We start from the raw sequence: 24,261 nt of genomic DNA on the forward strand, positions 1-24,261 counted from the left end.
ATGATTGATTGAACGATAAGGAGATTTGATACGATGAGAACGATATTTGCAGAATACAATCCACAACGCAACAGCATTGATGTTTATACTTCTGCTGGCTATATGCTCCGCATTGACTGCTGGGAAGCGGAGAAGAATTTAACAACTACTCCCGGATCTGACTGTGCATTAAACGCACTTGCCATTGATGAACCACTTGAGTATGCAAGATTGTATCTTGATGGAACGATGCAAATGTGGATAGATGCGGAAGATTCCTTTTAGGTATACGCAAGAAACGGCGGCTCTGATTTCTCAAAACCGCCGTTAGGATAATAACTTAAAATAGGCGCGCAAAATCACCTGCCCCAGCCAGCGTTTTTTTCTTTCCCCGTAGTCGGGGCAGGTTCATGCGCTATGCAATTATTCTTCTTTAGCTTCTATCAAGCCGATATTTTTTGCTCTGCGTTCCACATAGCAGCATATTTTCCGCCTTTCGCAAGCAATTCCTCGTGGGTTCCAGATTCAGCAATCCTGCCATCACCCATTACAAGAATTTGATCAGCGTTTTTGACAATGGAAAGGGTATGAGCAATCATTACCACTGTCTTTTTCTCTTTTAATAGATTAGCGATGGCCTGCTTTACGGCAAGCTCATTTTCAATGTCAAGAGATGCTGTTGCTTCATCCAAAAGCAGGATGGGGCTATTTTTCAGTATAGCGCGGGCTATTGAAATTCGCTGACGCTCACCGCCAGAGAGAAGATTTCCGTTCTCACCAGTCGGCGTATCGTATCCCTTTTCCATCTTACGGATGAAGCTGTCACAGTTAGCCTCCCGGCAAGCATCCTCGATTTCCGTGTCCGTAGCATTAGGGCGGGCGTGTCGGATATTATCCCGGATGGTATCGTCAAAAAGAAATACGTCCTGGTCTACCATAGAAACTTGTTCCAGTACACGCTCTGCGGCAACATGGTTAATGGGTTTACCTCCAATAGAAATCGTCCCGCCCGTTGCTTCATAATATTTTGCAATCAGATTCAAAATAGTAGATTTGCCAGAGCCAGAGTCTCCGACAATGGCCGTGAGCTTTTGATCTGGCACCGTAAAGGTGGCGTGTTTTAGTACAGGTTCACCGGGAACATACTCAAAATCTACACTGTCAAATGTGATTTCATGGGTAGCTGTGTGAAGCGGCTCCATGCTACCAGTTTCCTCTGGCTCATTCATTACACCCGAGATTTTGTTTTTTGAGATCATCAGGTTCTTATAACTGGTGAGGTCTACAAAAATCGAGTTAGCCAGCTTTGCACAGAACAGGGGCAGCATACAAATCAAAAGGTATTCCACCGTGTTCAGTGTCCCTGCGACCCAGGGGGCATAGGACAGCAAGATAACCAGCGGGCAGGACAGCCAACTCAAGATACCAAAGCCCGCACCAATAGGAAGCACTTTTGCCTCGTATACAAAGCTAATCCGGCAAAACTCCCGCATGGCGTTGATAACAGTTTTGTTCTTCATACCGCCCACACCATAGGCTCGAAAAGTCTGAATACCAGAAACATACTCAACAATGCTACTGACATTCTCCGCACAAATATCGTTCTTTTCTTTTCCGTATTTCCGTACCATGCGGAAAGAAAGCCATAGGCTGGGGATTAAAAGAAGGTCGGCTATCAGCAGGATAATTCCAGCCGGAACATAGAGCGTCATAACAAAGACAATCAACATCAATGACAGGGCAAAATTCTTTGCCAAATCTCCGACTTTATGGGTCAGGATTTTTTCGTAGTTGTTTACGTCGCTTGTAATGGTGTTGATATAATCGCCAGTGTGCCCCTGCGAAAATCGGGACAGTGGGATGCGCTTCAAATGGTCGCCCATAAAAAGCCGAATCTTTTTGCTGACCTCTGCACCGCCAATCTGCGCTTTGGTATAACCGTAGCTGTAAATCAGGATACGAAGAAGAAAAACCACTGCAATTATACCGGTCAGAGCCAGAACACGGTTCATGTCAAATTGGCCCGACCACAAAAACTGCATAACAGAGTAAAGCAGCATAAACAGGCTGCCGGAGAGAAGTCCTTCCAGAACGGTTCCGCTGACACCAATATAGAAATTGTGGTTCTTTTTCAATACATCATGCTCATTCATGCTGCTCGCCTCCCTCCAACTGATAAGTGATATTCCGGGCTGTTTCGTAGTCTTTCCACGCATTTCGATAGTAGGCATTGTTCTTACGAACTTCCTCATGGGTGCCAGCGCTGGTAATTGTATGATTTTCCACCACAGCCACCCGGTTGCACATTTTCAAAGCACTCAAACGGTGTGCTACTACAATGACTGTTTTGCCTTTGCATAGATTTTGAATAGCTTTATCAATCTCCATCTGATTTTCCGGGTCAGAGGCACTTGTGGCCTCGTCCAAAATTAAGATAGGTGCATTTTTCAGAATTGCACGGGCAATCGCAATCCGCTGTTTTTCTCCGCCAGAAAAGCGTGAGCCGAAACTGCCCACTTTTGTGTCATATCCATCCGGCAGGGACATGATAAAGTCATCAATCTGTGCCTCTTTTGCAGCAGCCCGCACTTCTTCCAGAGTAGCGTTACTACCCATGCGGATATTTTCCAGCACACTGTCACGGGTGAGGAAAGTCTTTTGAAATACGATGGCTATATTTTTCAGAATGGTATCGTAGTCAAGCTCCTTGACATTTTTGCCGCCAATCAGCACTTCGCCTTCCTGCACATCATAGAACCGGGAAATCAGTTCAATCACAGTGCTTTTACCGGCACCAGATCTGCCCACAAGAGCCATGCGCTCGCCATCACTGATTTTGAGATTGACACCATGCAGCACATCGGTTTTTCCGTCATAAGAAAATCGAACATTCCGAAGCACAATATCATGGTTTTGGGGGAAATCTGTTCCACCCTCATAAATCGGAATATCCAGTATCTCTTTGGTTTTGGTGATAGCGTTTAGTACATTTGCAAAGTTTGTTCCCAATTCCTGCAAAGGCCTGATTTCAGTTAAATACATAGAACCGACATACAAAAATAGCAAGAGCGTACTGGCAGCCAGTGAGCCTTTCAGGAAAAACATTCCGCCGATTGGAACCATCATCAACATCCCACATTCGATGATAACAACAAAGGCCGCATAAGGTGGCCCCATGCGCCGGGAAGTTTCATTCCACATGGCGTTTTCTTCCTGGATAGCGTCTGAAAACTTTTGAAACGATTTGCTCCCCATGTTATAGGCTTTAATCAATTTCATGCCGCTGATGTACTCAATCATAACCGAGTTCAGTGTGGTAATGGAGTGATTGGCCCGTTCCATCAGGTCATCCGTATTGCGGAACATCATCCCCATTACAACAACAGCAAGGATCAGCGGAACCAGGGAAATCAATGCCAGAGGAATATTGACGGTCATCAGATAAATAAAGATGACTACCGGCCCCACCAGATAGCACACAAGGTCAGGAAGGTTATGGGCCAGAAACAGCTCCAACTTTTCAATATCTTCATTCAGAACCGTTTTTATGTCCCCGGTGCGCCGTTCATTCAAGGCCCCTAAAGGCGCTCTGGCCATGTGTTCTGCAACCATGCAGCGCACTTTGAAAAGAGCGCCATAGGCCCCTTTGTGGGCTGCTACGCCGGAACAGCCAAACAGGGCAAACCGCAAAGTTACCGCCACTGCAATCATTACCACGGTATGTACAACAAGTTCCTGCGTGCAGGTATGATTGAAGGTGGCGTCCATCAGCCGGTAAATTCCAATGTAAGGGACGATAATGCAAAGACCGCTGACCGCCGATAGAAAAATTGCCAGGAACAGCCAGATTTTTTGCTCACCGGCCCAGTGGAGCAGCAAAGCTACTCTGTTTTCTTTTTTCTGTTTCATAGATCACCTCTCCTTTCCATCTGGAACAGAGAACAGCTCTCTCAATTTCGGGAGGGCATCCATTGTAACTGGTACATCATCGGGCATTTCGCCCTCGTCAAAATGCAGGACACGGGAGCAGGTACGGCAGACAAATTCAAAATCGTGGGTGACAATGAAAATAACCTTTCCCATATTGGACAACCGGCGGATCAGTCCCGCCACCTGCGTCATACTGTCAAAATCAAGGCCGCTGGTCGGTTCATCGAATACCAGCAGATCTTTCCCACAAATCATGCTAACAGCTACAGCTACTCGTTGCTTTTGACCGCCAGAAAGCGTGTTTGGATGGCGCTCCCGATATTGGGTAAGGCCTAATTCCTCCAAAGTTGCATTTACCAGTGTTTGATCTGGATTGCGTATACCAAAGGAGCACTCTGCCGCCACGCTGTCAGCGAAAAGTTCATAATTCACATCCTGCATAACCATGTAAGAGCGTTTCAGCCTTTCCTTACGCTCAATCGGCTCGCTTTCCCACAAAAATTGTCCATCGCAGTCTTTGTGAAGCCCACAGAGAGCGCGGGAAAATGTAGTCTTTCCAGCTCCGTTGTGGCCGACAACACCAATCACTTCGCCCTTTCCGGCGGATAGCTCAATGTCATGCAAAATTGTTTGCTTCTTGTAACGGAGCGTCACATTCCGCAGCTCCAATACAGGGGTAGGCGCAGGCAAGTGGGCTTTTTGCGGGAATACCGCCTGTAGATCAACAGCTCGCAGCCCCATGTGTTCACGATCAGGTTCAGATAGCTGCCAAAATTCTTCCGGGGTGTATATTCCTTTGATTTCTCCTTTTTCCAGATAAACAATTCGGTCAGCCAACTCCATCAGGTAGTACAGACGATGTTCCGCTATCAAAACTGTTTTGCCCTGTTTTTTTATCAGCCGCAAATGTTCCTTTAGTTCTTGGATCGAAGTCATATCCAGATTAGAGGATGGTTCATCCAATAGATAAATCTGTGGGTTCATGGCATAAACAGAAGCAAAGGCGATTTTCTGCTTTTCTCCGCCGGACAACTCAAAAATATTTCTGTTTCGCAGCTTTTGAATATGCAAATCTTCAGTTGTCTGCTCTACTCGCTCAGCCAATTTCTCAGGAGGGCGAGCTTCATTTTCAATTCCAAAGGCAATCTCACTGTCTGTATCAACATTGAAAAACTGCGTCCGTGGATTTTGGAAAACGGAGCCAACCTTAGCGGCAATCTGATACATGGGGATATTGCTGATTTCCTGACCATCTACCAGCACACGGCCATGAAGCTCCCCCTGATAAAACTGAGGGATCAGTCCATTCACCAGCCTTGTAATCGTTGTTTTTCCGCACCCGCTGCGGCCACAGAACAGGACGAATTCTCCGTCCGAAATTTTCAAATTGATGTCGCGCAGCCCACCATGTTCCTGCCCCGTATAGGAAAACGATACATTTTCAAACTCAATCAACCGATCACACCTCCTCGCACACATAATTCAAAAATCAGATAAGCTACGGCAACGGCCATGACGCCCCAATCGGAAATTCCGCATTTTATCTGGACAAGACAGGTGCGTGGATTGGGATTTTCAATTCCACGAGTGACAGAAGCAACAGAAAGATCATCCGCCGCTTTTGAAGCTGCCATCAATAAAGGCACATAAATACACTCAACCGTCATGCCCGGATGTGTTAAAAAGCCCGCCAGAGATGGTGAAACATCTCTCATTCGCATAGCGTCTGTGATATAGCGCCAGTCCTCTTGAATAGTTGGAATGTACCGCAGCATAACTGCCATAGGAATTACTAACTTTTTGGGTGCGCGGACACGGTTCATAGCAGACAGGAACTCATTGACTTTTGTAGTAGTCAGAACAATCCCAGCCAAGGTTCCGCACGCATAGACCTTATGAAACAAGCCTAAAAAGGCAATAAACATTGTCCGCAGCGTGCCTGTCATTTCTGCCATGATCCAAACTGTCAGGGCACAGATGACCGCATAAAAGCATACAGCCTTAATGACATATTTCCACTTTCCAAAGAAAGCCCCCAATATCGCAATCAGCATAACAAGGATAAATTGATATGCAAGTGAGGGCGCAAACATGGACGATAAAACACACATAAGAATAAGAAAGAGCTTGGCCCGTGGGTCGAGCCAAAGCTCTTTCTTGTGGCGTTTACCGCTCATGCTGTAATACCTGCTTTTTCAAACTGCTTTTTCAGCATTTTGCAGCCTACAAAAGCGCTGATTGCAGATGTAATGATAACCGCAGCAAACATGGCAATCAGGATGCCGGTATTTGCAGTTGCCTGCATGGTGTCGATGTAACTCTGTTCAGTTCCGTTCCCCAACATGGTCTGCGCCCAGCCGTTGGGGTCAGCAAAGAACACGATATATGAACCAGTGCCACCGAGAGAGAACAGGATATAAGACAGGCTGTTGAGTTTTTTGCTTTTGTACTGCCCTACACCAGCAACAAAGTCCGCGACAATCGCCATGATCATGTAGCCCAATGCAAAAGCCCAGTGCATACCAGTCACGAACCAAATAATACCCATGATAACGCCCATTATAGAAAGGCTCCAACGCTTATGTACTTTTGCAATCAGCAAAAGATAAATGGGGCCAGCAAGCAGCCCACCTCCTGCTGGCATGAAAAAAGTAAGTACAGGATTCGTTGCAAAAAAGACACCGCCCACCAATACAAAAACAAATAACAGTGCAGTAAAAATACCTGTTGTTACAAGGTCTTTCACTGTCAGACCTTTGTTCATAGAATTTACTTGATTACTCATTTTGACCTCCTACCTTTCATTGTCTTGACTCGACAAGTGGTTTGTGATATTCTTCGGTTAGATACCTCTAATCTTCGTCTAATACAATACGCATTTATCGAACAACATTCAATAGGTTCCGGCAATGTTCGTCTGTTCCTTTCAAAAGTTCGTCTAATCGTTGCAAAAAGGAGGCGGTCTGTTTTCATGTCTGAAATTATTGACCAGTTTTATACACCGCTACTGATTGGACACGGTTTTATCCGTGACCCAGACAACCAGCAATATGGGGCATTAGGTGACTGCTGGAAACTTTCTCCCGAAGTTGGAGAAGGCACCTACTGGACTTATGGACAGAAAGACTTATATGATATTAAAATCCATAACTTTTCCTTCCACGAAGATTTCATGTTGGAATGCTCCATGCCGGAATGTCTGAGTATCACTCGGTATGACTCTATTTCCGGGGAGGAATTATCTCCATACCGTAGACTGTCTGCCGGTTGTATAAAAACATTTATTGGAGGCTACGCTCCATACAAGGCTTTGATACATAAAAATATTCCAATCCGTTCGGTTGGGATTGAGATTGCACCGGCATATTATGAGGACTACCTGAAAAAACTGTACCCGGAGGCACAGATCAATCCTGTGGATGCATTTCGGAAGATCGACCAAACATCCGACTTTCCAGAAATGTCACGGTTACTCACAGAAATCAAAGACTATCGCGGGGAAGGGATTGCAGCAAAACTTTTTTATGAGAGTAAAGTCGCAGAAGCTGTTTCAATGGTGGTGGAATATCAGAAGAAACATCCTGATAAACCGGCCCATAAGCTCTCTCAACAGGATATTGAAAATCTCCAAATAGTTGCCGCTTATCTTAGCGATCACTATGCTTTTGATATTCCTCTGGAACGGCTAACACAGATTGCCTGCATGGGAACAACAAAGCTCAAAAGCTGTTTTAAGAAATACTACGACTGCACCATCACGGAATATGTTCAACAGCGGCGCATGAGTCAAGCAGAATATCTGCTGGCATATACAGAGCTGACAGTCGGGCAAGTTGCCCAAACAGTAGGCTATTCCACTTCAAGCCGATTTGCAGAATTATTCCGTAAAAGCACTGGATTGTTGCCACTGGAGTACAGAAAAAACGCACGGCGAAAATAAAATGAGTGCCAGAGGAAACTCTGGCACTCGTGAAATTTTTCACCCACATTCTAGTCGGGCTTAGCCATGTGTGGAATATATACGGAATGCATCGTCAATATTCCACTGCTGCTTGCGGTTGTTACCAAGATAGTGAGAGCTCATCTGAACACAAAGTTTCCATTGCCCTTTTTCGTACCTAAACGAAGTAAGATTTCATGTGCATGCTCATCACTGAATTTTTAGAATAATCTGTCCTAGCACGAAAGTAAATATGAATAGTTTCTAATAGTTTTTTAATAATATCCTCTGGCTTCTTGCCATCCTTTTACATACCACCTAATTCCAACATATACCAGTTGCACCAATAATAAGAGAAATAGCATATTGATCGGCAAGACTGTCTTTATCCAATCTCCAAAGTAGATTGTTATTTCCAGGCTTATAAGTGTTACCAGTATGGTAATCATATCCCAACAGTATTTCTTATATAGCCCTGCAATCTTTATCCCTATAAACGCTACAAGTATTCCCGCACCCACCAGACATCCACCGCAAATCAATATTCTTATCAGCCAGTATATAATTCCGGCAATGACAGGATTGGATATTCCATTACTAATCTGTGCCACATTCTTTCCTATCAGTGCAATCCAGCCAGCAATAGTCTGTGTGAAAGTTCCGATTGCACCAAAGAATATTCTGCAATCAGAAATAAATACCTTTGACTGTATCATCTGAAAAAGAGTAGTTGATGCGGAATACCATATCAGCAGAAACATCAATGCTTCATACATAGCTGTTTTTGCTTTATATCTGCCTGCCATTTTTTCTCTCTGCGTATCATACCTTTCCTTCGCTTTCAGATAAGCTGTCTGGTTACAATTCCTGCACTTTTGATAGAGCACCGACTTTTCAACCGGTATCTCTACTTTTTTCTGATGGGAGAGTGCATAATCCCGTTCCTGTTCTGCCTGTCTTAGCTTATCGCGACATTCCTCTATCATGTCCTTTGCGGTGAGCGTTTTCTCTTTCTCGCTCTGCAATAATTCTTTTGTTTTCCTCAAGTCGTTCTTTAAGGCTTGAATGTTCCCTGCTCTGTTCTCGCTGTTTAACCTCTCGTTCAAGGTCAGCGATTCGTCGAGCTGCATTTTCAGTTCCCGGATAGTCATGTCTTTCTGGTCGAGTTCTTCCTGCATCTGCTCCGTCAGCATTAGCAGTTCTTCCAGTTGATCGTCGCTCTTTGAGTTTCTTAATTCGTTCATCAATCAACCTTCCTTTCTCTAATTGCTGTTCAAGTTCAGTAATTCGCTGTTCTGTTTCTGCAATAGCCGGTTCTCGCTGTTTAATTTCTGTGCCAATTCCTGCCATTGCTGATTTTCGTCTGTAAGCTTCTGTATCTGGTCTGTCTTTTCTTCCAGAAGCATCAACAGTTCTTCTGTATTCGGTAAGATTTGTAGCAGCTCTGACAATTCTTTCTCTAATTGCTGCAATCGTTCTTCCTGCTCCTGAAAGCACATCAGCTTCTCGTCCTTTTCCTGTATCTCCTGAAGCATCTCTGCCATGATATTCTGCTGTTCCTCTATCTGTGTAATCATTGCTTCCATCATGGGAATTACTTCTTTGCTTTCTTCTAATGTCATTCAACCACTCCTTCCATATTGACAATGCACCGGATACCTTACCAAAGGTTGTGATTACCTTTTGCAGCAATGCATTTTGTTTTTTTATCATCTGGTTTTCCTCGACCTTCCATGAACCTTTCCTTATCTGCCCGGTGAGATATTTTTCCTCGATCTTCCTTGCATCTGCACCCTCATGAATCGTAGGGATTTTTAATTTGCCCTGTCTTTCATAAGAGCGGTGGTCAATCTGATTGTCTATGGATAAATGCCGGTTACACATCCTAGCCCATTCGCTTCGCCATAACTCACAATTTTTTGGACTGTTCCAGCCGGTAGCATCGGTCAGAACCCGTTTCCATTGTTTTCTGTTTCTTGCCCCGACTTTCTGTACTCCGTTTTCATCAAGTACCGGAATACGGATTCCATGACGGTCTGGATTTTTCTTATCCTGCCACCAATCCGGGTGGGATTCATCAACCACGATATTTTCCTCAGTATCTCTGACAAAATCCCAGTCCTTGACTTCTTTGTTGCCCCATGAATGATCCGGATTGAATGGTCGCATGGTTACAAGTAAATGCACATGTGGGTTTCCATCGTTCTTATCGTGTATGCTCCAATCGGCACACATTCCCTTGTCCACGAAAGTTTTTTGAATATATTCGGTTGTATAATCAATCTGTTCCTGTCTGCTCCATTCTTTCGGTAAGGAAAATTCAAACGAGCGTCCAAGCTGTGCATCTGCATTTTTTTCTATCTTCAATACCTCATTCCATAGCCGCTGTTTCTGAAATGTGATTTTAAACTTTTCCAGTGCGGCTTCCTTATCGCCTGCCCTTTTATAACGGATAGACTGTTGAAACCTTTTTATATTTTCTTCCGGTACATGCAGCCATTCAGGAGGTGCATTTTCACACATCATCAGACTGGTGTAGACGACTTCCTTTTTGGAAGTGTAGTAGCTGATCCTGCCTGTTTCCTCATTTTTCATCACATCTCCATTAAGATATGCCGATGCGGATATGACAGATTTTCCTTTACTGCGTCCGACAATCTTTACTGTAAAGTGAAATATCGCCATGATACGATTCCCCCTTTCTGCCGTATCCGGCATTGATTTCCGACAGCATCTTCTTCTAGTTTGGCAGGAGTGAAGCTGTCGGAACGCCCTCTGCGCAAGAGTGCCCCCTGCGGCATGAGCAGGTCTGGCTGAAAGCCCCGCCGACGGAACGAGCCCGGCAAGCGTAAGCGCAGACCGGTTGCCACTTGTGGCAAACTTATAAGGACGACCTCTGGTTGTCCATAAGTGCGCCCTTCATTCAAAGGCAATGAAGGGAATGGAAAAACCACTCCCTCCGCCATTACACTTCCTCCATATCTGTAAGTGGCTCTTTCTGCATCGCCTTTGAGAAAAACTTTCCGTTTGTTTCCTGCCTTTTTAAGAAGCCTATCAACTTTGGTAAATCTTCCTCCTCAATCGGACAGCCAAGAACCGATTCCACTGCGCCACCAATCTGACAGAGCCTGTGGGTTCGTTTTTTACTTTCCTCTGCTTTCTTTCGCTTTTCCAGTTCCTTCCGCTGTGCAATGAGCTTTTTTGTAGCTTCAATGCTTTCCTGTTCCTTTTTCTCTAATGCACGTATTCTTTCTTCATAAGTCTTTGTTGATTTCGCCATATCGTCTTCATCCTTTCTTTTTCCGATAAACAACAGTTCCCGGTTGCATATCAGGAGAAGCACATGGTATAATCCTCTTGCGTGTAGGTATATCATGGCTTCGGTCTGATAGAACCTTTGGCGGTTTCTTAGGAAGCCGCCTTTTTAAGTTGCCACATTTCTTGTGACAGCTTTTACATTTCCTTTATCCCTCAGATCACGCCCCTCGTTGGCTTCCATGAACTTTTCCAGAATGTCAGTTTTAATAAGGACTTTTCTTCCGACCTTTAATACCGGAAGCTTCTTCCATTCAACCAGCTTTCTCAAAGTGTTTCTGCCAATTCCTGTATAGTCGGCTGCTTCCTCGATGGATAATGCAATCTTTCTTTCCGTCATCTTGTCACCTCCTTATAAATTGCATTATGCAATTTTTGTTGTGCTGTTAGTATAGCGGTTTTATATTGTGTTGTCAAGCGTTATGAAATTTTAAAAATAATTATTATATTGCATATTGCAATTATGTGAGGTACATGCTATAATTCATACATACCGAAAAAGGAGGCAATCAGCATGAAAGATAAAGAACTACGCAAGCTGATAGGCAGCAGGGCAAAACAGCGTCGTCTGGAATTAAATCTGACACAGCCTTATGTTGCAGAGAAGATGGGAGTTACAGCTTCCACAATCCTGCGTTATGAGAATGGTTCGATTGACAATACCAAAAAGATGGTGCTGGAAGGTCTTTCGGAAGCACTTCATGTATCTATTGAATGGCTCAGAGGGGAAACCGATGAATACGAAACCGATATTACGGATAAGAAAGAATTACAGATTCGTGATGCAATGGGCGATATTCTCAAACAGTTACCTCTCGACCTTAGTAAAAAGGAAGATGCTTTTTCCAAAGATTTACTGCTGTTGATGTTAAAGCAATATAACCTGTTTCTGGAATCATTCCAGTTTGCCTGCAAGAATTACAAGGGCAACACGAATGAAGCTGATATTGCAAAAGTAATGGGGTTTGAATCGAATGATGAATATAACGAGATTATGTTTCTCCGGGAGATCACCCACACTGTTAATGCCTTTAACGACATGGCAGATATCGTAAGGCTTTATTCCAAGAAACCGGAAATGGCAGAACAAAGGCTTGAAAATCTTTTATCAGAAGTTTTGTATGAGGATTCCGATTCGGTATAGAACGACAACCGGAGTTATGATATACTTACACGCAAGAAGCATTTCATCAGTTCCGATTGTCTGATATCGAAAGGAGACACACGATTATGGCAAAAGGATCTGTAAGAAAAAAAGGAAAGAAATGGTACTACCGCTTCTATGTAGAAGATGCAAGCGGCAATCTGGTTCAGAAAGAATACGCTGGAACAGAAAGTAAAAGTGAAACGGAAAAACTGCTCCGTCAGGCAATGGACGATTACGAAAGCAAGAAATTCATTGCAAAGTCGGAAAATATTACAATTGGAGAATTACTTGATATATGGGCAGAGGAAGAATTAAAGACCGGTACGCTCAGTAATGGGACAGTCCAGAATTACCTCGGTGCCATTACCAACATCAAGAAGCATCCAATTTCAGAGAGAAAGTTGAAAAATGTAACATCTGAGCATTTACAAGCCTTCTTCGATCTGCTTTCCTTTGGTGGCACTTATCCAGATGGTTCAGAAAGAAAAGGTTATAGCAAAGATTACATTCGTTCTTTCTCGGCAGTATTACAGCAGTCATTCCGATTTGCAGTATCACCAAAGCAATATATCACTTTCAATCCGATGCAGTATATTAAGCTGAAATACCAGACGGATGAGGTTGACCTGTTTTCCGATGATGACATGGATGGCGATATACAGCCAATTCCACGAGAGGATTATGAAAGACTGATTGAATTTCTACAGAATTACAATCCACCGGCAATACTTCCAATCCAGATAGCTTATTATGCAGGACTTCGTATCGGTGAAGCCTGTGGTCTGGCATGGCAGGATGTGAATCTTGAAGAACAGTGCCTTACAATCAGACGCAGTATCCGATATGATGGTTCAAGGCACAAGAATATCATCGGACCAACCAAACGAAAAAAGGTAAGGATTGTTGATTTTGGAGATACACTGGCAGAGATTCTTCGCAATGCCCGAAAGGAACAACTTAAAAACCGAATGCAGTACGGAGAACTTTACCATAAAAACTACTACAGAGAAGTAAAAGACAAAAACAGAGTTTACTATGAGTTCTATCATCTGGACGGAACAGAGAATGTTCCAGAAGATTATAAGGAAATATCCTTTGTCTGCTTAAGACCGGATGGAAGTTTGGAACTGCCAAGCACGTTAGGAATTGTTTGCAGGAAGATTGCTCAGAAACTGGATGGATTTGAAGGATTTCATTTTCACCAGTTGCGACACACCTACACAAGCAACCTTCTGGCAAATGGAGCAGCACCAAAGGATGTGCAGGAACTGTTAGGGCACTCAGATGTCAGTACCACCATGAATGTCTATGCACACTCTACAAGAAAAGCCAAGCGGGAATCTGCAAGGTTACTTGATAAAGTGGCAGGCAATGACTAAATAAAACTTTCCCTTATTTCCCTTACGATTATCTCATAAGGGCAAAAATAAGGGAAAATACATATCGTTTCGCTAATGCACAGGCTGGAAAGCCTGTAAAATAGGGAAAGTTAGAAATATATTTCGGCAAACACGAAGTTTTTCGGATTTTCGGTCCGAATTTTCCGAGTCTGATGTCATTTTTGAGCAGCCTTGCGTTCAGTATCGCGCTGTCGCTGCTCCTCTGGTCGAAAATCCTCCGCCCGATCGGTTCCATAAGCCTTGCCGCTAAGCAGGTAGCAGACGGAGACTTTTCTGTTCATGTGCCAAATTCGAAGTCTTTGCAGGCGATCTGTGAACTAACCGACAATTTTAACCGTATGGTGCAGGAGTTAAACAGCATCGAATCGCTGCGAAATGATTTCGTGACCACGGTTTCCCATGAGTTCAAGACACCGCTCGCCGCCATCGAGGGCTATGCGACATTGCTGCAGGATCCATCTCTCTCAGAGGCGGACCGGAATGAATACACGCGCATCATCATCGACAGCACGCGCCAGCTTACCACGATGACCGGCAACATTCTTCTGCTTTCCCGCCTGGAAAAGCAGGAGATCGTGACCGGCCGCACGATGTTCAGCCTCGACGAACAAATCCGTCAGGCGATTCTTCTGCTGGAACCGCTCTGGGAGAAAAAGCATCTGAATCTCGACATTGATTTGACGGCGTGCAAATTTTACGGCAACTGTGAGATGCTGCAGCAGGTCTGGATCAATCTCCTGCAAAATGCCATCAAATTCACCCCGGCTGGCGGTATGCTTTCTGCCAAACTCGTTATCACAGGAGATAAGGTGCGTGTCTCCATCCGCGATACCGGCGTCGGCATGGATGACGCCACGATGAAACGGATCTTTGAAAAATTTTACAGCAGGAACTCTGATCCCAATGAAAAGGGCAACGGGCTGGGACTTTCCATCACGAAACGGATCATCGATCTGATGCACGGTACCATCGAGGTATCCAGCCAGGTGGACGAGGGTAGCTGCTTTACAGTGATTCTGCCGCTTGAAAAAGCATAAAATCTCATCGGCAAAACATATTGTACCCGACAATCATCAGAGAAATGGCGATGCTGACCCATAGAAAATTCTTTGGGAAAATGAGCACCAGGGTCATGCCAAATCCCATTGAAAAAAGGACTAAACCAAATAAACGCTTCATAGAATGATACCTCTCTGAAATGTCTGTTTTCAAAAGAAGTTAAATAGCAGGCGATCATTGCCAGAGACATCTGACATTCGATCGTGTGCTATGATCATTCTATGAAGCGTTTTGATTTTAATTTCTTTATTTCTTCTCTTCCATCTCGCCCGCCATTTTCTCAGCTGTCTGCATCGTCTCCGCATCGATCGGTCCGGTGCTTCCGCCGACAAATTTATTGACGAGATCCGGTGCCATGTCGAGAACCTTGGTCAATGCATCCTGATGCTTGATATTGACCACCTTCGTCATGCCATTCTGAATGACCAGCACCGCGCTCGGCGTCATCTTGGCGCTCATGCCGCCCGCATTCTTCTCTTTCGTCGACTGACCAAACGCGCCCGCCGCCATGCCGCAGGTTACATCCACGAGTGGAAGTATAATCGCATCGCCAACTGTCACCGGCTCTCCCACGACTGTCTTTGTTGTGACGAACTCATCCATACCCTGAAATAATGCACCGATTGTCGATGCAAACTGATTGTCTGCCATATTATCTTCCTCCTCGGTTTCTATATTTATAAACCTGTGTCCGTACATTCTTATCCATCCAGATCCGAAGCGCCATCAATGCCAGCACGCCAATCTGGACTCTGCCCCGGAACGAAAGCTCCCCGTCCAGCGCATTTGCATCCATGACCGGAGTCAAATCAATCTTCTTTCCGTAAACTGGATACAAAAAAGCCGCCACACTCAAAATTTGTCCCATCAAATAAGGATCCTCCACGCCAAACGTAACCTGCCCGGACAGCTTTCTGGGAAATATATGCCGCAGAACTCGCATGAGCTGGCGTTTGATCAGGCGAAATGACTTCTGATTTTCTTCATTTTCTATAAATGCAAGGACGGATTGGCGTTTGTGCTCCAGGTTGTTGATTCGGGTAAGCAGCTTTGAGAGGGATTGCCGCAGGGCGCTCCATTTTTGTTTGAACCAGCTAATGATTCTATGAAGGAACGATTCACACTTTTCCTGGCTGGGATTTGAATTTAATTCATTCTTTGCCCGATGCGTTTCTCCTTCTGCCTCCTTCACATCTGGAAATGCATCTGCATTCTTCACAGCTTGAGACATTTCCGCCTCCCTCTGCGCACTCCGTCTCTTCACCGCCTCCTCCAGCAGCCTGGCCGTTTCCTCCGCTTTCTCAATCGCGGCGTCTGTCTTCTCCGATGCTGCTTCCGCCCGCAAAATCAGTTCACCGGTGTCTAAATCATCATCCTCTGTTTTCTCCTGCGCATTTACAAATTCCAGCTCATCCGAATCCGCTGCCTGCGTGCCTTCCCGCACACGCCCAGATTCCGTATCTTTCACTTCACTCTCACTCCCGAAAATCCGGAATCCAAACAACTTAACCGCATATCGAAGCTCATTTTCATAAGCAATCCGCAGCGACACCGCATGAAGCAGCCAATGGATATGCAGATGCACGCCAAAATCCTTGATACTGTGGTAGCTTCCGTTCCCCCGGTATCGAGTCGGGACAAATAAAACCGCCAGCAGGCACAGAAACAACAGTCCCAGAATGACAAGAAGCAGGATTCCGAGTATTTTCAAGATTATGAACAAAATATGCAGCAATCCATCCCCTCCCACTTCTTATTTTTTCATTGACAAATTCATGTATCAGCTCTGTATCATATGATGTTGGGGTCAAAAGACATTTTCAGTCCAAAAAATCTTCCTCAAAGGCTGCAAAATACTTACCTCTTTTTCCTCAGCCTGTCTTCCTTCTCTCTCAGATACGTCTTCACATCAAATCCACCCGTCTCGCGGTACGTCTCATCCACAATCCGCCCCACCGTCTCCACGGCATCCTGGTAGCCCGCGCCGACCCCTACGATCAGCAGATCCGCCTGCTCCCGGTAATAATTCTGCCGGAGCACATAGGCAGGCAGGATATCAAGCAGGTTGTGTCCGCCTGAGGCAGGCGTGATCACGTGAACGCCCGGCTGTACCTTTCCGAGGCGGAGTCTCTGTAGAATCGAAAAACGATGCTTTTTAGCAGTTTCTCCCAGATACAGATATTTATACCAAATCATCGTCCCCGCCTCCTAAAAAAGGAGAGCCTGATCCATGGCGCTCTAAAAACAGCACGTTTCCGGCTATTTCTCTCCGCCTGTCAGCTCTCCCTCCTTTACGTGATCAATCTTTTTTATAATTTTTAATAATCGACCGTCTCAGCAGATCCAGCGCCTGAATCACCGTCTGTTCACGCACCTTCTCGCGGTTTCCGCGGAAATGGTATTCCTCTACTTTGACTTTATCCTTCATATAACATGCGATATAGACGAGTCCCACCGGTTTCTCCTCGGTTCCGCCGTCCGGTCCGGCGATGCCGGTCACAGCGATACAGGCATCCGCATCCGTCGTAAATACACCGCCTGCAGCCATCTCACGCGCCGTCTGTTCGCTGACCGCGCCGTATTTTTTCAGGGTTGCCTTACTGACGCCCAGGATCTTTTTCTTTGCCTTATTGGAATACGTCACGTATCCCTCGTTAAAGACCTCTGAAGCCCCCGGCACGTTGACGATGCGTCCGGCGATCAGACCGCCTGTGCAGGACTCTGCGGTTGTCACAGTCAGGTCGTATTTCTTTAAGAGGCGGACAACGACATCCTCCAGATTCTCATGCTCATCTGTCGTGTAAACCGCATTACCGAACCGTTTCTTGATCTCTTTGATAACCGGTTTTAACAGCTGTTTTGCCGCGTCTTCGCTCTCGGCTCTCGCGGTCACGCGCAGATGTACTTCTTTCGTCTTTGCATAGGTCGCAATCGTCGGGTTCGTCTGCTGGTCGATGAGGTCGAGAAGCATCTCCTCCACCTTGCTCTCCCCGTATCCGCAGATTTTGAGCATCTGGGAATAGATCACACAGTCAGATCGTTTCTGAATATAAGCACAAACCTGATCTTCCACCATCGGATACAGTTCGTTCGGCGGTCCCGGAAGAAGGATCGCGGTCTTACCGTTTTTCTCCAGGGCAAGTCCCGGAGCTGTACCGTTTGTGTTGGAAAATACCACCGCGCCCTCCGGCACCAGCGCCTGACGCCAGTTGCTATCCGGAATATCGGTGCGCTTGCGCTGCCGGTACCAGTCCTCCAGATGTATCCGCACCTCCGGATCCTCGACTAACGGCATTCCCATCAGCTCCGCGCAGACATCCTTCGTGATATCATCCTCCGTCGGTCCCAGACCGCCGCCGATGATAACGAGATCGGCTCTTGAGAGCGCCGTCCGGAAGACTTCTGTCATGCGCTCCCGGTTGTCCCCTACCGTCGTCTGGTAATAGACGTTAAGCCCCAGCTTTGCACACGTTTCCGATAAATACTGCGCATTGGTATTGACGATATTGCCAAGCAGCAGCTCTGTTCCTACCGAGATCAGTTCGACTATCATATCAGATACTCCCTTCTGTCAGTATTTTATGATTCTTGTAAATATAATCAACCAGTGACACAATCGTCAGCAGCAGCGCGATCCAGACACAGATCGTCGTGACAAACGCAAGCGCCGGAATATCCAGAATCAATAACACCACCGATACCATCTGAAACGTCGTCTTAAATTTGCCCCAATAGCTGGCGGCGATGACAACTCCGTTGTCCGAGGCGATCAGACGGAATCCGCTGATGATAAACTCCCGGCTGATGATGATGATAACCATCCAGGCTGGAAGCGCGTTCAGCTCAATCAGGCAGATGAGCGCCGAGCACACTAGAAGCTTGTCCGCGAGCGGATCCATAAATTTTCCAAAGTTCGTAACCAGATTGTACTTTCTGGCAATCTTTCCATCCAGAAGATCGGTCAGGCTGGCTATGATAAACAGTGCCAGTGCAATCATACGGAAAGTATGGTTTTCACCATTCTGCCAGAGAAGGAAAAACACAAAAAACGGAATCATGATGACGCGAAGCGTCGTAAGCTTATTCGGTAAATTCATCAGCCAACTCTCCTATCAAATCATATTCGAGTGCTCCCGTTACGCGGACACGGCAGAAATCGCCGGACATCAGCGGAACATCCGCATTGACAAAAATCAAACCATCTACGTTCGGCGCGTCTTTATAGGTACGTCCCACGAAAGCATTCTCGTCTGCCACTTTTCCCTCGATCATAACCTCAAGCACACGATCTTTCATATCCTCGGCTTTCTCAAAGGCAATCTCCTGCTGCAGCTCCATGATCTCGTCGCGGCGGTCTTCCTTGACCTCCTGCGGTACCTGATCCGGATATCCGGCTGCCGGTGTGTCCTCTTCTGCAGAGTATGCAAACACGCCCAGGCGGTCAAATTCCATCTCATCGACGAACCGCATCAGTTCCTCATGATCCTCCTGTGTCTCACCCGGGAAACCGGAAATTAAGGTCGTGCGGAGTGCAATATCTGGGATCTCTTCCCGCAGATGCGCGATCCGCTCCCGAAGCTCCGCCTGATTCGTGCGGCGTCCCATCCGCTTGAGAACGGCATCGCTCGCGTGCTGGATCGGAATATCCAGGTAGTGACAGACTTTTTCCTCCGTCTTGATCGCCTGAATCAACTCCTCGGTGATCTCCTCCGGATAACAGTACTGGATACGGATCCATTCGATTCCATCGATCTGTGCCAGTTCATGTAAAAGTTTCGGCAAGGTCTTCTCTCCATACAAATCCACGCCGTAAAGCGTTGTCTCCTGTGCGACAAGAATCAGTTCCTTCACGCCCTGATCCGCAAGCTCCTTTGCCTCTGCGAGAAGCTGCTCCATCGGCACACTGCGGTACGGTCCACGCAGGGACGGGATAATACAATAAGTACACCGTTTGTTACAGCCCTCGGAAATCTTTAAAAAAGCATAATGTCCGCCGGTCGTCACCAGACGTTTGCTCCGCATCTTCGTCTCCGGAAGCTCGGACAAATCGTGGAAATCAGATACCCGCTCGCCCTTCAGCGCCTCCGCCAGCACCTTGCTGACCTCATCATAGCTGGTCGTACCGAGAATACCGTCCACCTCCGGCACCTCCTGCAGGATCTCTTCCTTGTAACGCTGTGCCATACAGCCGCTGACTAAGAGCGCCTTGCAGGTTCCGCTCTTTTTGTACTCTGCCATCTCTAAGATAGTGTTGACACTCTCCTCCTTGGCATCGTTGATAAAGCAGCAGGTATTGACCAGAATGACATCTGCCTCCTGCTCGTCATCGGTAAACGTGTACCCGTCCTGGCTCAACGAACCCAGCATACGCTCTGCATCAACCAGGTTTTTATCGCAGCCAAGGGATATACAAAGTAATTTCATTCAATTCTCTCCTAATACCATATTTAAAAAATTTCTGTAACCATAATCGATTTGAACCGTCACAAAAATTCTATATCGTAACTGTTCAGTACCTTCACAGTCACGCGCAAAAATCCATTAAAAATTGCCTACGGCAATGGGATTTTTGCCTGCTGACCCATGTTTTCGTACGGTCAGCGCAGTAAATGCGCAGACCTACTGAACCGTTACTCTATATCTAAGAAAAGACCATCTCCATGTACATAATGAACACGGGACGGTCTTCTGTCACCTTTTAGACCTCTTCCTCCGGGGAATCGTTCTCTGCTACAATTTTAACCTTAGAATGGTACAGCTCGTCGATCGCGATCGAAAGCGGTTTTCTTCCATTCTCAATGACCAGTGCCTCATCACCGGCGATCAGCTGTCTTGCACGCTTTGCAGTCGCAATTACGATGGAGTAACGGCTCTGAATCAGCGGTTCTTTCCCCGGCTCAGCCTCATTGTTTACAACATTAATTAAGTCAAGATATGACGGACGCAGCATCATAATACATCTTTCTCCTTTCAGAATTGCTTCATCTCTTCTTTTATTTTTTCAATCAAAGTCTTGTGATTTTCTGTTCTGGCATGCATCGCCTGAATCAGTGCGTGCATTTCTTCTACACAGCGGTCTACCTCATCATTCACCAGAATGAAATCGTAGTCATCCATCTGCTTGGACTCCTCTGCTGCTCTCGAAAGCCGTGCGGCAATCTTCTCCGGTGTCTCGGTTCCACGACCTGCCAGCCGGTTTCTAAGCTCCCCGGCACTCGGCGGCGTGACAAAAATGAGAACTGCCTCCGGGAATTTCTTCTTGATTTTCAGGGCACCCTGAATCTCAATCTCCAAAAGGACATCCTTGCCCGCTTTCAGGTTGGAAAACACATACTCCTTCGGTGTGCCGTAATAGTTTCCGACATACTGGGCGTATTCGACCAGCTCATCGTGTTCGATCATCTGTTCGAACTCTTCCCGGGTCTTAAAGAAATACTCTCTTCCATCAACCTCGCCCTCGCGCGGTGCGCGGGTGGTCGCGGAGATGGAAAGGGCATAATTGTCATACCGCTCCAGCAATGCACGCATCAATGTTCCCTTGCCTGCCCCTGAAAATCCGGATATAACTGCCAGTACTCCCTGATTATCCATATATTTCGCCTGCTTTCTAAATTCTATCTATTATTACAATATTTCATATTCTCCGTATTTTCACCGCCAACGGCAGCTTTCCGTGAATACCTCTTCCAGCATGATCGGCTATTCAATATTCTGAATCTGCTCTCTGACTTTCTCGATCTCTGTCTTGAGTGCAATCGCACAATCGGAAACCTCCAGATCGTTTGCCTTGGAAAGGATCGTATTCGCCTCGCGGTTCATCTCCTGTGCAATGAAATCCAGCTTACGTCCGACGCTTCCGCCCGCCGTCAGCTCCTTGCGGGTCGCCTCGATGTGGCTTCTCAGGCGGACCGTCTCCTCATCGGTGCAGATCTTGTCTGCAAAAATCACAACCTCTGCCGCAATCCGGCCTTCATCGACGCTGCTTCCTTCCAGAAGCTCTTTCACCTTATCTTCTAGTTTCGCCCGGTATTCTTCCACGATCTTCGGGGAACGTTCTTCAATCTGATCGACCAGCGTTACCATATAGTCCAGCTTGCCAAGCAGATCCTGCTTCAGATTCTCACCCTCGCGTGTGCGTGTCTCGACAAATTTCTCTGCCGCCTCGCCGATCGCCTTTTCGAGAATCTGCCACATATGCTCCTCGTCCTCCGGCGCCTGCTCCATCGTAAAGACCTCCGGACACCGTGCAAGACGCATCACCGTCGCGTCATTCGGAATTCCAAGCTCGTCCGCCATCTGACGGAAATAATCCATATACTCGCCGGCCAGGGAACGATTGTACTTTAAGGACATCTTCTCATCCGTATAATCTTCATAGGAAATAAAGACATCTACCTTTCCCCGCTGAATGTATTTCTTGAGCTGCGCGCGAATCGCCGCCTCAAAGTAATTAAATTTCTTCGGCATCTTAATGCTGAGATCCAGGTAACGGTGGTTTACCGCCTTCATCTCCACAGAAATCTTATATTCATCCGTTGCCATCTCGCATCGGCCAAATCCAGTCATACTTTTAAGCATAGTGACGCCTCTCTCTTTCATCCATAGATAATGGTATTATAATGCAAATCGCCGCAAGCGTCAACCGAATTTAAAAGTGATTGTTTTTCGTGTCTTCTTTCATTATAATAGTAGATACTACACAAATAAAGGAGCACCAAAACCATGGCATTTGACGGAATTGTAATCGCAAACCTGGTTAAGGAGTTTAGTGACGCGCTTACCGGCGGCAAGATCGCAAAGATCACGCAGACCGAGCGCGATGAACTTCTTTTTACCATAAAGAACTTCCGGGAGACGAAACGGCTTCTTCTCTCGGTCAACGCAAGTCTCCCGCTGGCATATCTGACGGATACCAACAAGCAGGGACCGATGACTGCCCCGAATTTCTGCATGCTGCTTCGCAAGCACATCGGAAGCGGACGCATCGTGTCGGTCAGCCAGCCGGGTCTGGAACGCTGTATTCATTTTGAGATCGAACATCTGGACGAGATGGGTGACCTCTGCCGCAAGCTGCTTATTGTCGAACTGATGGGAAAATACAGCAATATCATTTTCTGCAGCCCTGACGGCACGATCCTCGACAGTATCAAACATATCTCCGTGCAGGTCAGCTCCGTGCGCGAGGTTCTGCCGGGACGGCAATATTTCCTCCCGCAGACGGTCGCGAAGCAGGATCCGCTGACTGCATCTGCCGATGATTTCGCCGTCATTCTGGCACAGTCATCGGCACCGGCAGGAAAAGCCATTTACACGAATTTCACCGGTATCAGCCCGGTCATGGCAGAAGAATTCTGCTATGAGGCATCGATCGATGCCGACCGCCCCGCATCGGAACTGAATGAGCTGGAGCGCACGCACCTCGGGCACACGCTGGAACTGGCAATGGAATCCATCAAAAATGGACAGTTCTCGCCCTGCATCGTATACCGTGAAGATGAGCCAATGGAATTTGCCGCTCTCCCATTGACCTCGTTCCCGCCGGAATATCAGGTCGAACACTTTGATTCGATCAGTAAAGTGCTGGAGACCTACTATGCGTCCAAGAACGTCATCACACGAATCCGCCAGAAATCCTCGGATCTGCGCCGGATCGTCCAGACTGCCCTGGAGCGCAATTATAAAAAATACGATTTGCAGCAGAAGCAGTTAAAGGACACCGAAAAACGGGATAAATACAAGCTCTACGGCGAGCTGTTAAACACCTACGGTTATGAGCTGACCGGCGGCGAAAAAGAACTTGTCTGCACGAACTACTACACAGGAAAAGAGGTCAAGATCCCGCTTGACCCGCAGCTGACCGCCCGCGAAAATTCGCAGAAGTATTTTGACAAATATGGAAAACTCAAACGTACTTTCGAGGCTCAGAGCCAGCTCATTGAGGAGACGAAGCAGGAGATCGAGCACCTCGAATCCATCAGTACCTCCCTCGATATTGCCTTAAAGGAGGAAGATCTGACCCAGATCAAGCAGGAGCTGACGGAATATGGCTTCATCAAAAAGCACGGTCCGGCTGGAAAGAAAGTGAAAATCACAAGCCGTCCATTCCACTACCTTTCCTCCGACGGATTCCATATCTACGTCGGCAAAAACAACTACCAGAATGAGGAGCTGACCTTCAAGATCGCGACTGGAAATGACTGGTGGTTCCACGCAAAAGGAATTCCGGGTTCCCATGTCATTGTGAAATCCGAAGGAAAAGAGCTTCCGGACCGCACCTTCGAGGAAGCCGCCGGGCTGGCTGCCTACTATTCCAAGGGACGGGAAAATGAAAAAGTTGAGATCGATTATGTACAGAAAAAGCAGGTCAAAAAAGTAGCGGGCGCTGCTCCGGGATTTGTGATTTATCATACGAATTATTCGATGATGGCGACGCCGTCGAATCAGCTGGAAGAACTGCCATCATAATGCCGCCTGAAAAAAGACAATGTCTA

25 protein-coding genes are annotated in these 24,261 nt (G+C 46.5%); 6 read left to right on the top strand and 19 right to left on the bottom strand.

The features are described from left to right. Positions 1-33: 33 nt before the first annotated feature. Entirely contained in the window at positions 34-264 is a 231-nt protein-coding gene (locus DXC57_RS01540; RefSeq protein WP_009203541.1) for a DUF6061 family protein, read from the top strand. Positions 265-422: 158 nt separating this feature from the next. On the opposite strand, the gene DXC57_RS01545 is transcribed toward DXC57_RS01540, so the two are convergent. Genes DXC57_RS01545 through DXC57_RS01565 form a run of 5 tightly spaced genes read right to left on the bottom strand, consistent with a single transcriptional unit; the run spans position 423 to position 6,694 of the window. After that, positions 423-2,132 (bottom strand): ABC transporter ATP-binding protein, encoded by a 1,710-nt coding sequence (locus DXC57_RS01545; RefSeq protein WP_118650864.1) that lies wholly within the window; start codon positions 2,130-2,132, stop codon positions 423-425. Continuing rightward, a complete protein-coding gene (locus DXC57_RS01550; protein WP_055181072.1) occupies positions 2,125-3,888 on the bottom strand; it encodes an ABC transporter ATP-binding protein in 1,764 nt (587 codons plus the stop codon). The genes DXC57_RS01545 and DXC57_RS01550 overlap by 8 nt, the downstream gene beginning before the upstream one ends. 3 nt (positions 3,889-3,891) lie before the next feature. Further along, on the bottom strand, positions 3,892-5,364 hold the full coding sequence (locus DXC57_RS01555) for an energy-coupling factor ABC transporter ATP-binding protein (RefSeq protein ID WP_118650866.1): 1,473 nt from the start codon (positions 5,362-5,364) through the stop codon (positions 3,892-3,894). Then, positions 5,361-6,086, bottom strand: coding sequence for an energy-coupling factor transporter transmembrane component T (locus DXC57_RS01560; RefSeq protein ID WP_015524536.1), 726 nt, complete (start codon positions 6,084-6,086; stop codon positions 5,361-5,363). Before DXC57_RS01560 ends, DXC57_RS01555 begins: the two co-directional genes overlap by 4 nt. Continuing rightward, positions 6,083-6,694 (bottom strand): MptD family putative ECF transporter S component, encoded by a 612-nt coding sequence (locus DXC57_RS01565; protein WP_055181075.1) that lies wholly within the window; start codon positions 6,692-6,694, stop codon positions 6,083-6,085. The genes DXC57_RS01560 and DXC57_RS01565 overlap by 4 nt, the downstream gene beginning before the upstream one ends. A gap of 186 nt (positions 6,695-6,880) precedes the next feature. On the opposite strand from DXC57_RS01565, the gene DXC57_RS01570 reads away from it, so the two are divergent. After that, positions 6,881-7,849, top strand: a complete 969-nt coding sequence (locus DXC57_RS01570) for an AraC family transcriptional regulator (RefSeq protein ID WP_118650868.1) — start codon at positions 6,881-6,883, stop codon at positions 7,847-7,849. A gap of 275 nt (positions 7,850-8,124) precedes the next feature. Here the strand turns inward: DXC57_RS01570 and DXC57_RS01575 are convergent, their stop codons facing one another. From DXC57_RS01575 to DXC57_RS01595, 5 genes are all read right to left on the bottom strand, one after another. Then, positions 8,125-8,835: a DUF6040 family protein gene (locus DXC57_RS01575; protein ID WP_055181080.1), complete on the bottom strand. Its 711-nt coding sequence runs from the start codon at positions 8,833-8,835 to the stop codon at positions 8,125-8,127. Beyond that, a complete protein-coding gene (locus tag DXC57_RS01580) occupies positions 8,813-10,534 on the bottom strand; it encodes a MobA/MobL family protein (RefSeq protein ID WP_118650870.1) in 1,722 nt (573 codons plus the stop codon). The genes DXC57_RS01575 and DXC57_RS01580 overlap by 23 nt, the downstream gene beginning before the upstream one ends. Beyond that, positions 10,510-10,815 (bottom strand): hypothetical protein, encoded by a 306-nt coding sequence (locus tag DXC57_RS01585; protein WP_118650872.1) that lies wholly within the window; start codon positions 10,813-10,815, stop codon positions 10,510-10,512. Before DXC57_RS01585 ends, DXC57_RS01580 begins: the two co-directional genes overlap by 25 nt. Continuing rightward, positions 10,815-11,129, bottom strand: a complete 315-nt coding sequence (locus tag DXC57_RS01590) for a hypothetical protein (protein WP_014080633.1) — start codon at positions 11,127-11,129, stop codon at positions 10,815-10,817. Before DXC57_RS01590 ends, DXC57_RS01585 begins: the two co-directional genes overlap by 1 nt. A 144-nt stretch (positions 11,130-11,273) precedes the next feature. Beyond that, positions 11,274-11,504: a helix-turn-helix domain-containing protein gene (locus DXC57_RS01595; protein ID WP_003505382.1), complete on the bottom strand. Its 231-nt coding sequence runs from the start codon at positions 11,502-11,504 to the stop codon at positions 11,274-11,276. A 174-nt stretch (positions 11,505-11,678) separates the two neighbouring features. On the opposite strand from DXC57_RS01595, the gene DXC57_RS01600 reads away from it, so the two are divergent. The 3 genes from DXC57_RS01600 (at position 11,679) to DXC57_RS01610 (ending at position 14,748) form a co-directional block, all read left to right on the top strand. Then, positions 11,679-12,308: a helix-turn-helix transcriptional regulator gene (locus DXC57_RS01600; RefSeq protein ID WP_003505395.1), complete on the top strand. Its 630-nt coding sequence runs from the start codon at positions 11,679-11,681 to the stop codon at positions 12,306-12,308. A gap of 86 nt (positions 12,309-12,394) precedes the next feature. Further along, positions 12,395-13,690, top strand: a complete 1,296-nt coding sequence (locus DXC57_RS01605; protein WP_003505396.1) for a tyrosine-type recombinase/integrase — start codon at positions 12,395-12,397, stop codon at positions 13,688-13,690. 182 nt (positions 13,691-13,872) lie between these two features. After that, complete coding sequence (locus DXC57_RS01610) at positions 13,873-14,748, top strand: HAMP domain-containing sensor histidine kinase (protein ID WP_243101261.1); 876 nt, start codon at positions 13,873-13,875, stop codon at positions 14,746-14,748. A gap of 268 nt (positions 14,749-15,016) precedes the next feature. On the opposite strand, the gene DXC57_RS01615 is transcribed toward DXC57_RS01610, so the two are convergent. The 9 genes from DXC57_RS01615 to DXC57_RS01655 form a co-directional block, all read right to left on the bottom strand. Beyond that, on the bottom strand, positions 15,017-15,421 hold the full coding sequence (locus DXC57_RS01615; protein ID WP_118650876.1) for a GerW family sporulation protein: 405 nt from the start codon (positions 15,419-15,421) through the stop codon (positions 15,017-15,019). Position 15,422: 1 nt separating this feature from the next. Continuing rightward, positions 15,423-16,505, bottom strand: coding sequence for a hypothetical protein (locus tag DXC57_RS01620; RefSeq protein ID WP_118650878.1), 1,083 nt, complete (start codon positions 16,503-16,505; stop codon positions 15,423-15,425). A 122-nt stretch (positions 16,506-16,627) separates the two neighbouring features. After that, on the bottom strand, positions 16,628-16,966 hold the full coding sequence (locus tag DXC57_RS01625) for a hypothetical protein (RefSeq protein WP_118650880.1): 339 nt from the start codon (positions 16,964-16,966) through the stop codon (positions 16,628-16,630). A 103-nt stretch (positions 16,967-17,069) separates the two neighbouring features. Then, on the bottom strand, positions 17,070-18,323 hold the full coding sequence (locus DXC57_RS01630) for a competence/damage-inducible protein A (RefSeq protein WP_118650882.1): 1,254 nt from the start codon (positions 18,321-18,323) through the stop codon (positions 17,070-17,072). 1 nt (position 18,324) lies between these two features. Beyond that, entirely contained in the window at positions 18,325-18,867 is a 543-nt protein-coding gene (pgsA, locus tag DXC57_RS01635) for a CDP-diacylglycerol--glycerol-3-phosphate 3-phosphatidyltransferase (RefSeq protein ID WP_118628485.1), read from the bottom strand. Further along, positions 18,851-20,194 (bottom strand): 30S ribosomal protein S12 methylthiotransferase RimO, encoded by a 1,344-nt coding sequence (gene rimO / locus DXC57_RS01640; RefSeq protein ID WP_118293188.1) that lies wholly within the window; start codon positions 20,192-20,194, stop codon positions 18,851-18,853. Before rimO ends, pgsA begins: the two co-directional genes overlap by 17 nt. Positions 20,195-20,468: 274 nt before the next feature. Then, the gene (rpoZ, locus tag DXC57_RS01645) at positions 20,469-20,723 is read right to left on the bottom strand and encodes a DNA-directed RNA polymerase subunit omega (protein ID WP_347501656.1); all 255 of its coding nucleotides are present in this window, start codon (positions 20,721-20,723) and stop codon (positions 20,469-20,471) included. Between the two features lie 17 nt (positions 20,724-20,740). After that, positions 20,741-21,361, bottom strand: a complete 621-nt coding sequence (gmk, locus tag DXC57_RS01650; protein ID WP_022360271.1) for a guanylate kinase — start codon at positions 21,359-21,361, stop codon at positions 20,741-20,743. Positions 21,362-21,469: 108 nt separating this feature from the next. Continuing rightward, positions 21,470-22,348: a YicC/YloC family endoribonuclease gene (locus DXC57_RS01655; RefSeq protein ID WP_118468641.1), complete on the bottom strand. Its 879-nt coding sequence runs from the start codon at positions 22,346-22,348 to the stop codon at positions 21,470-21,472. Positions 22,349-22,492: 144 nt separating this feature from the next. Between DXC57_RS01655 and DXC57_RS01660 the strand changes: the two genes are divergently transcribed. Next, positions 22,493-24,235 carry an NFACT RNA binding domain-containing protein gene (locus tag DXC57_RS01660; protein ID WP_118650884.1) on the top strand — a complete coding sequence of 581 codons (1,743 nt, stop codon included), beginning with the start codon at positions 22,493-22,495 and terminating at the stop codon, positions 24,233-24,235. Positions 24,236-24,261: the final 26 nt, after the last annotated feature.

Source organism: Clostridium sp. TF06-15AC (genome assembly GCF_003481165.1).
GTDB classification, from domain to species: domain Bacteria; phylum Bacillota; class Clostridia; order Lachnospirales; family Lachnospiraceae; genus Otoolea; species Otoolea fessa.

What these genes read in the sequence shown, in the direction of transcription:
- DXC57_RS01540 (WP_009203541.1), top strand. Translation starts at nt 34, where the DNA reads ATGAGAACGATATTTGCAGAATACAATCCACAACGCAACAGCATTGAT.
- DXC57_RS01545 (WP_118650864.1), bottom strand. Translation starts at nt 2,132, where the DNA reads ATGAATGAGCATGATGTATTGAAAAAGAACCACAATTTCTATATTGGT.
- DXC57_RS01550 (WP_055181072.1), bottom strand. Translation starts at nt 3,888, where the DNA reads ATGAAACAGAAAAAAGAAAACAGAGTAGCTTTGCTGCTCCACTGGGCC.
- DXC57_RS01560 (WP_015524536.1), bottom strand. Translation starts at nt 6,086, where the DNA reads ATGAGCGGTAAACGCCACAAGAAAGAGCTTTGGCTCGACCCACGGGCC.
- DXC57_RS01565 (WP_055181075.1), bottom strand. Translation starts at nt 6,694, where the DNA reads ATGAGTAATCAAGTAAATTCTATGAACAAAGGTCTGACAGTGAAAGAC.
- DXC57_RS01570 (WP_118650868.1), top strand. Translation starts at nt 6,881, where the DNA reads ATGTCTGAAATTATTGACCAGTTTTATACACCGCTACTGATTGGACAC.
- DXC57_RS01575 (WP_055181080.1), bottom strand. Translation starts at nt 8,835, where the DNA reads ATGATAGAGGAATGTCGCGATAAGCTAAGACAGGCAGAACAGGAACGG.
- DXC57_RS01580 (WP_118650870.1), bottom strand. Translation starts at nt 10,534, where the DNA reads ATGGCGATATTTCACTTTACAGTAAAGATTGTCGGACGCAGTAAAGGA.
- DXC57_RS01585 (WP_118650872.1), bottom strand. Translation starts at nt 10,815, where the DNA reads ATGGCGGAGGGAGTGGTTTTTCCATTCCCTTCATTGCCTTTGAATGAA.
- DXC57_RS01590 (WP_014080633.1), bottom strand. Translation starts at nt 11,129, where the DNA reads ATGGCGAAATCAACAAAGACTTATGAAGAAAGAATACGTGCATTAGAG.
- DXC57_RS01595 (WP_003505382.1), bottom strand. Translation starts at nt 11,504, where the DNA reads ATGACGGAAAGAAAGATTGCATTATCCATCGAGGAAGCAGCCGACTAT.
- DXC57_RS01600 (WP_003505395.1), top strand. Translation starts at nt 11,679, where the DNA reads ATGAAAGATAAAGAACTACGCAAGCTGATAGGCAGCAGGGCAAAACAG.
- DXC57_RS01605 (WP_003505396.1), top strand. Translation starts at nt 12,395, where the DNA reads ATGGCAAAAGGATCTGTAAGAAAAAAAGGAAAGAAATGGTACTACCGC.
- DXC57_RS01615 (WP_118650876.1), bottom strand. Translation starts at nt 15,421, where the DNA reads ATGGCAGACAATCAGTTTGCATCGACAATCGGTGCATTATTTCAGGGT.
- DXC57_RS01625 (WP_118650880.1), bottom strand. Translation starts at nt 16,966, where the DNA reads ATGATTTGGTATAAATATCTGTATCTGGGAGAAACTGCTAAAAAGCAT.
- DXC57_RS01630 (WP_118650882.1), bottom strand. Translation starts at nt 18,323, where the DNA reads ATGATAGTCGAACTGATCTCGGTAGGAACAGAGCTGCTGCTTGGCAAT.
- pgsA (WP_118628485.1), bottom strand. Translation starts at nt 18,867, where the DNA reads ATGAATTTACCGAATAAGCTTACGACGCTTCGCGTCATCATGATTCCG.
- rimO (WP_118293188.1), bottom strand. Translation starts at nt 20,194, where the DNA reads ATGAAATTACTTTGTATATCCCTTGGCTGCGATAAAAACCTGGTTGAT.
- rpoZ (WP_347501656.1), bottom strand. Translation starts at nt 20,723, where the DNA reads ATGATGCTGCGTCCGTCATATCTTGACTTAATTAATGTTGTAAACAAT.
- gmk (WP_022360271.1), bottom strand. Translation starts at nt 21,361, where the DNA reads ATGGATAATCAGGGAGTACTGGCAGTTATATCCGGATTTTCAGGGGCA.
- DXC57_RS01655 (WP_118468641.1), bottom strand. Translation starts at nt 22,348, where the DNA reads ATGCTTAAAAGTATGACTGGATTTGGCCGATGCGAGATGGCAACGGAT.
- DXC57_RS01660 (WP_118650884.1), top strand. Translation starts at nt 22,493, where the DNA reads ATGGCATTTGACGGAATTGTAATCGCAAACCTGGTTAAGGAGTTTAGT.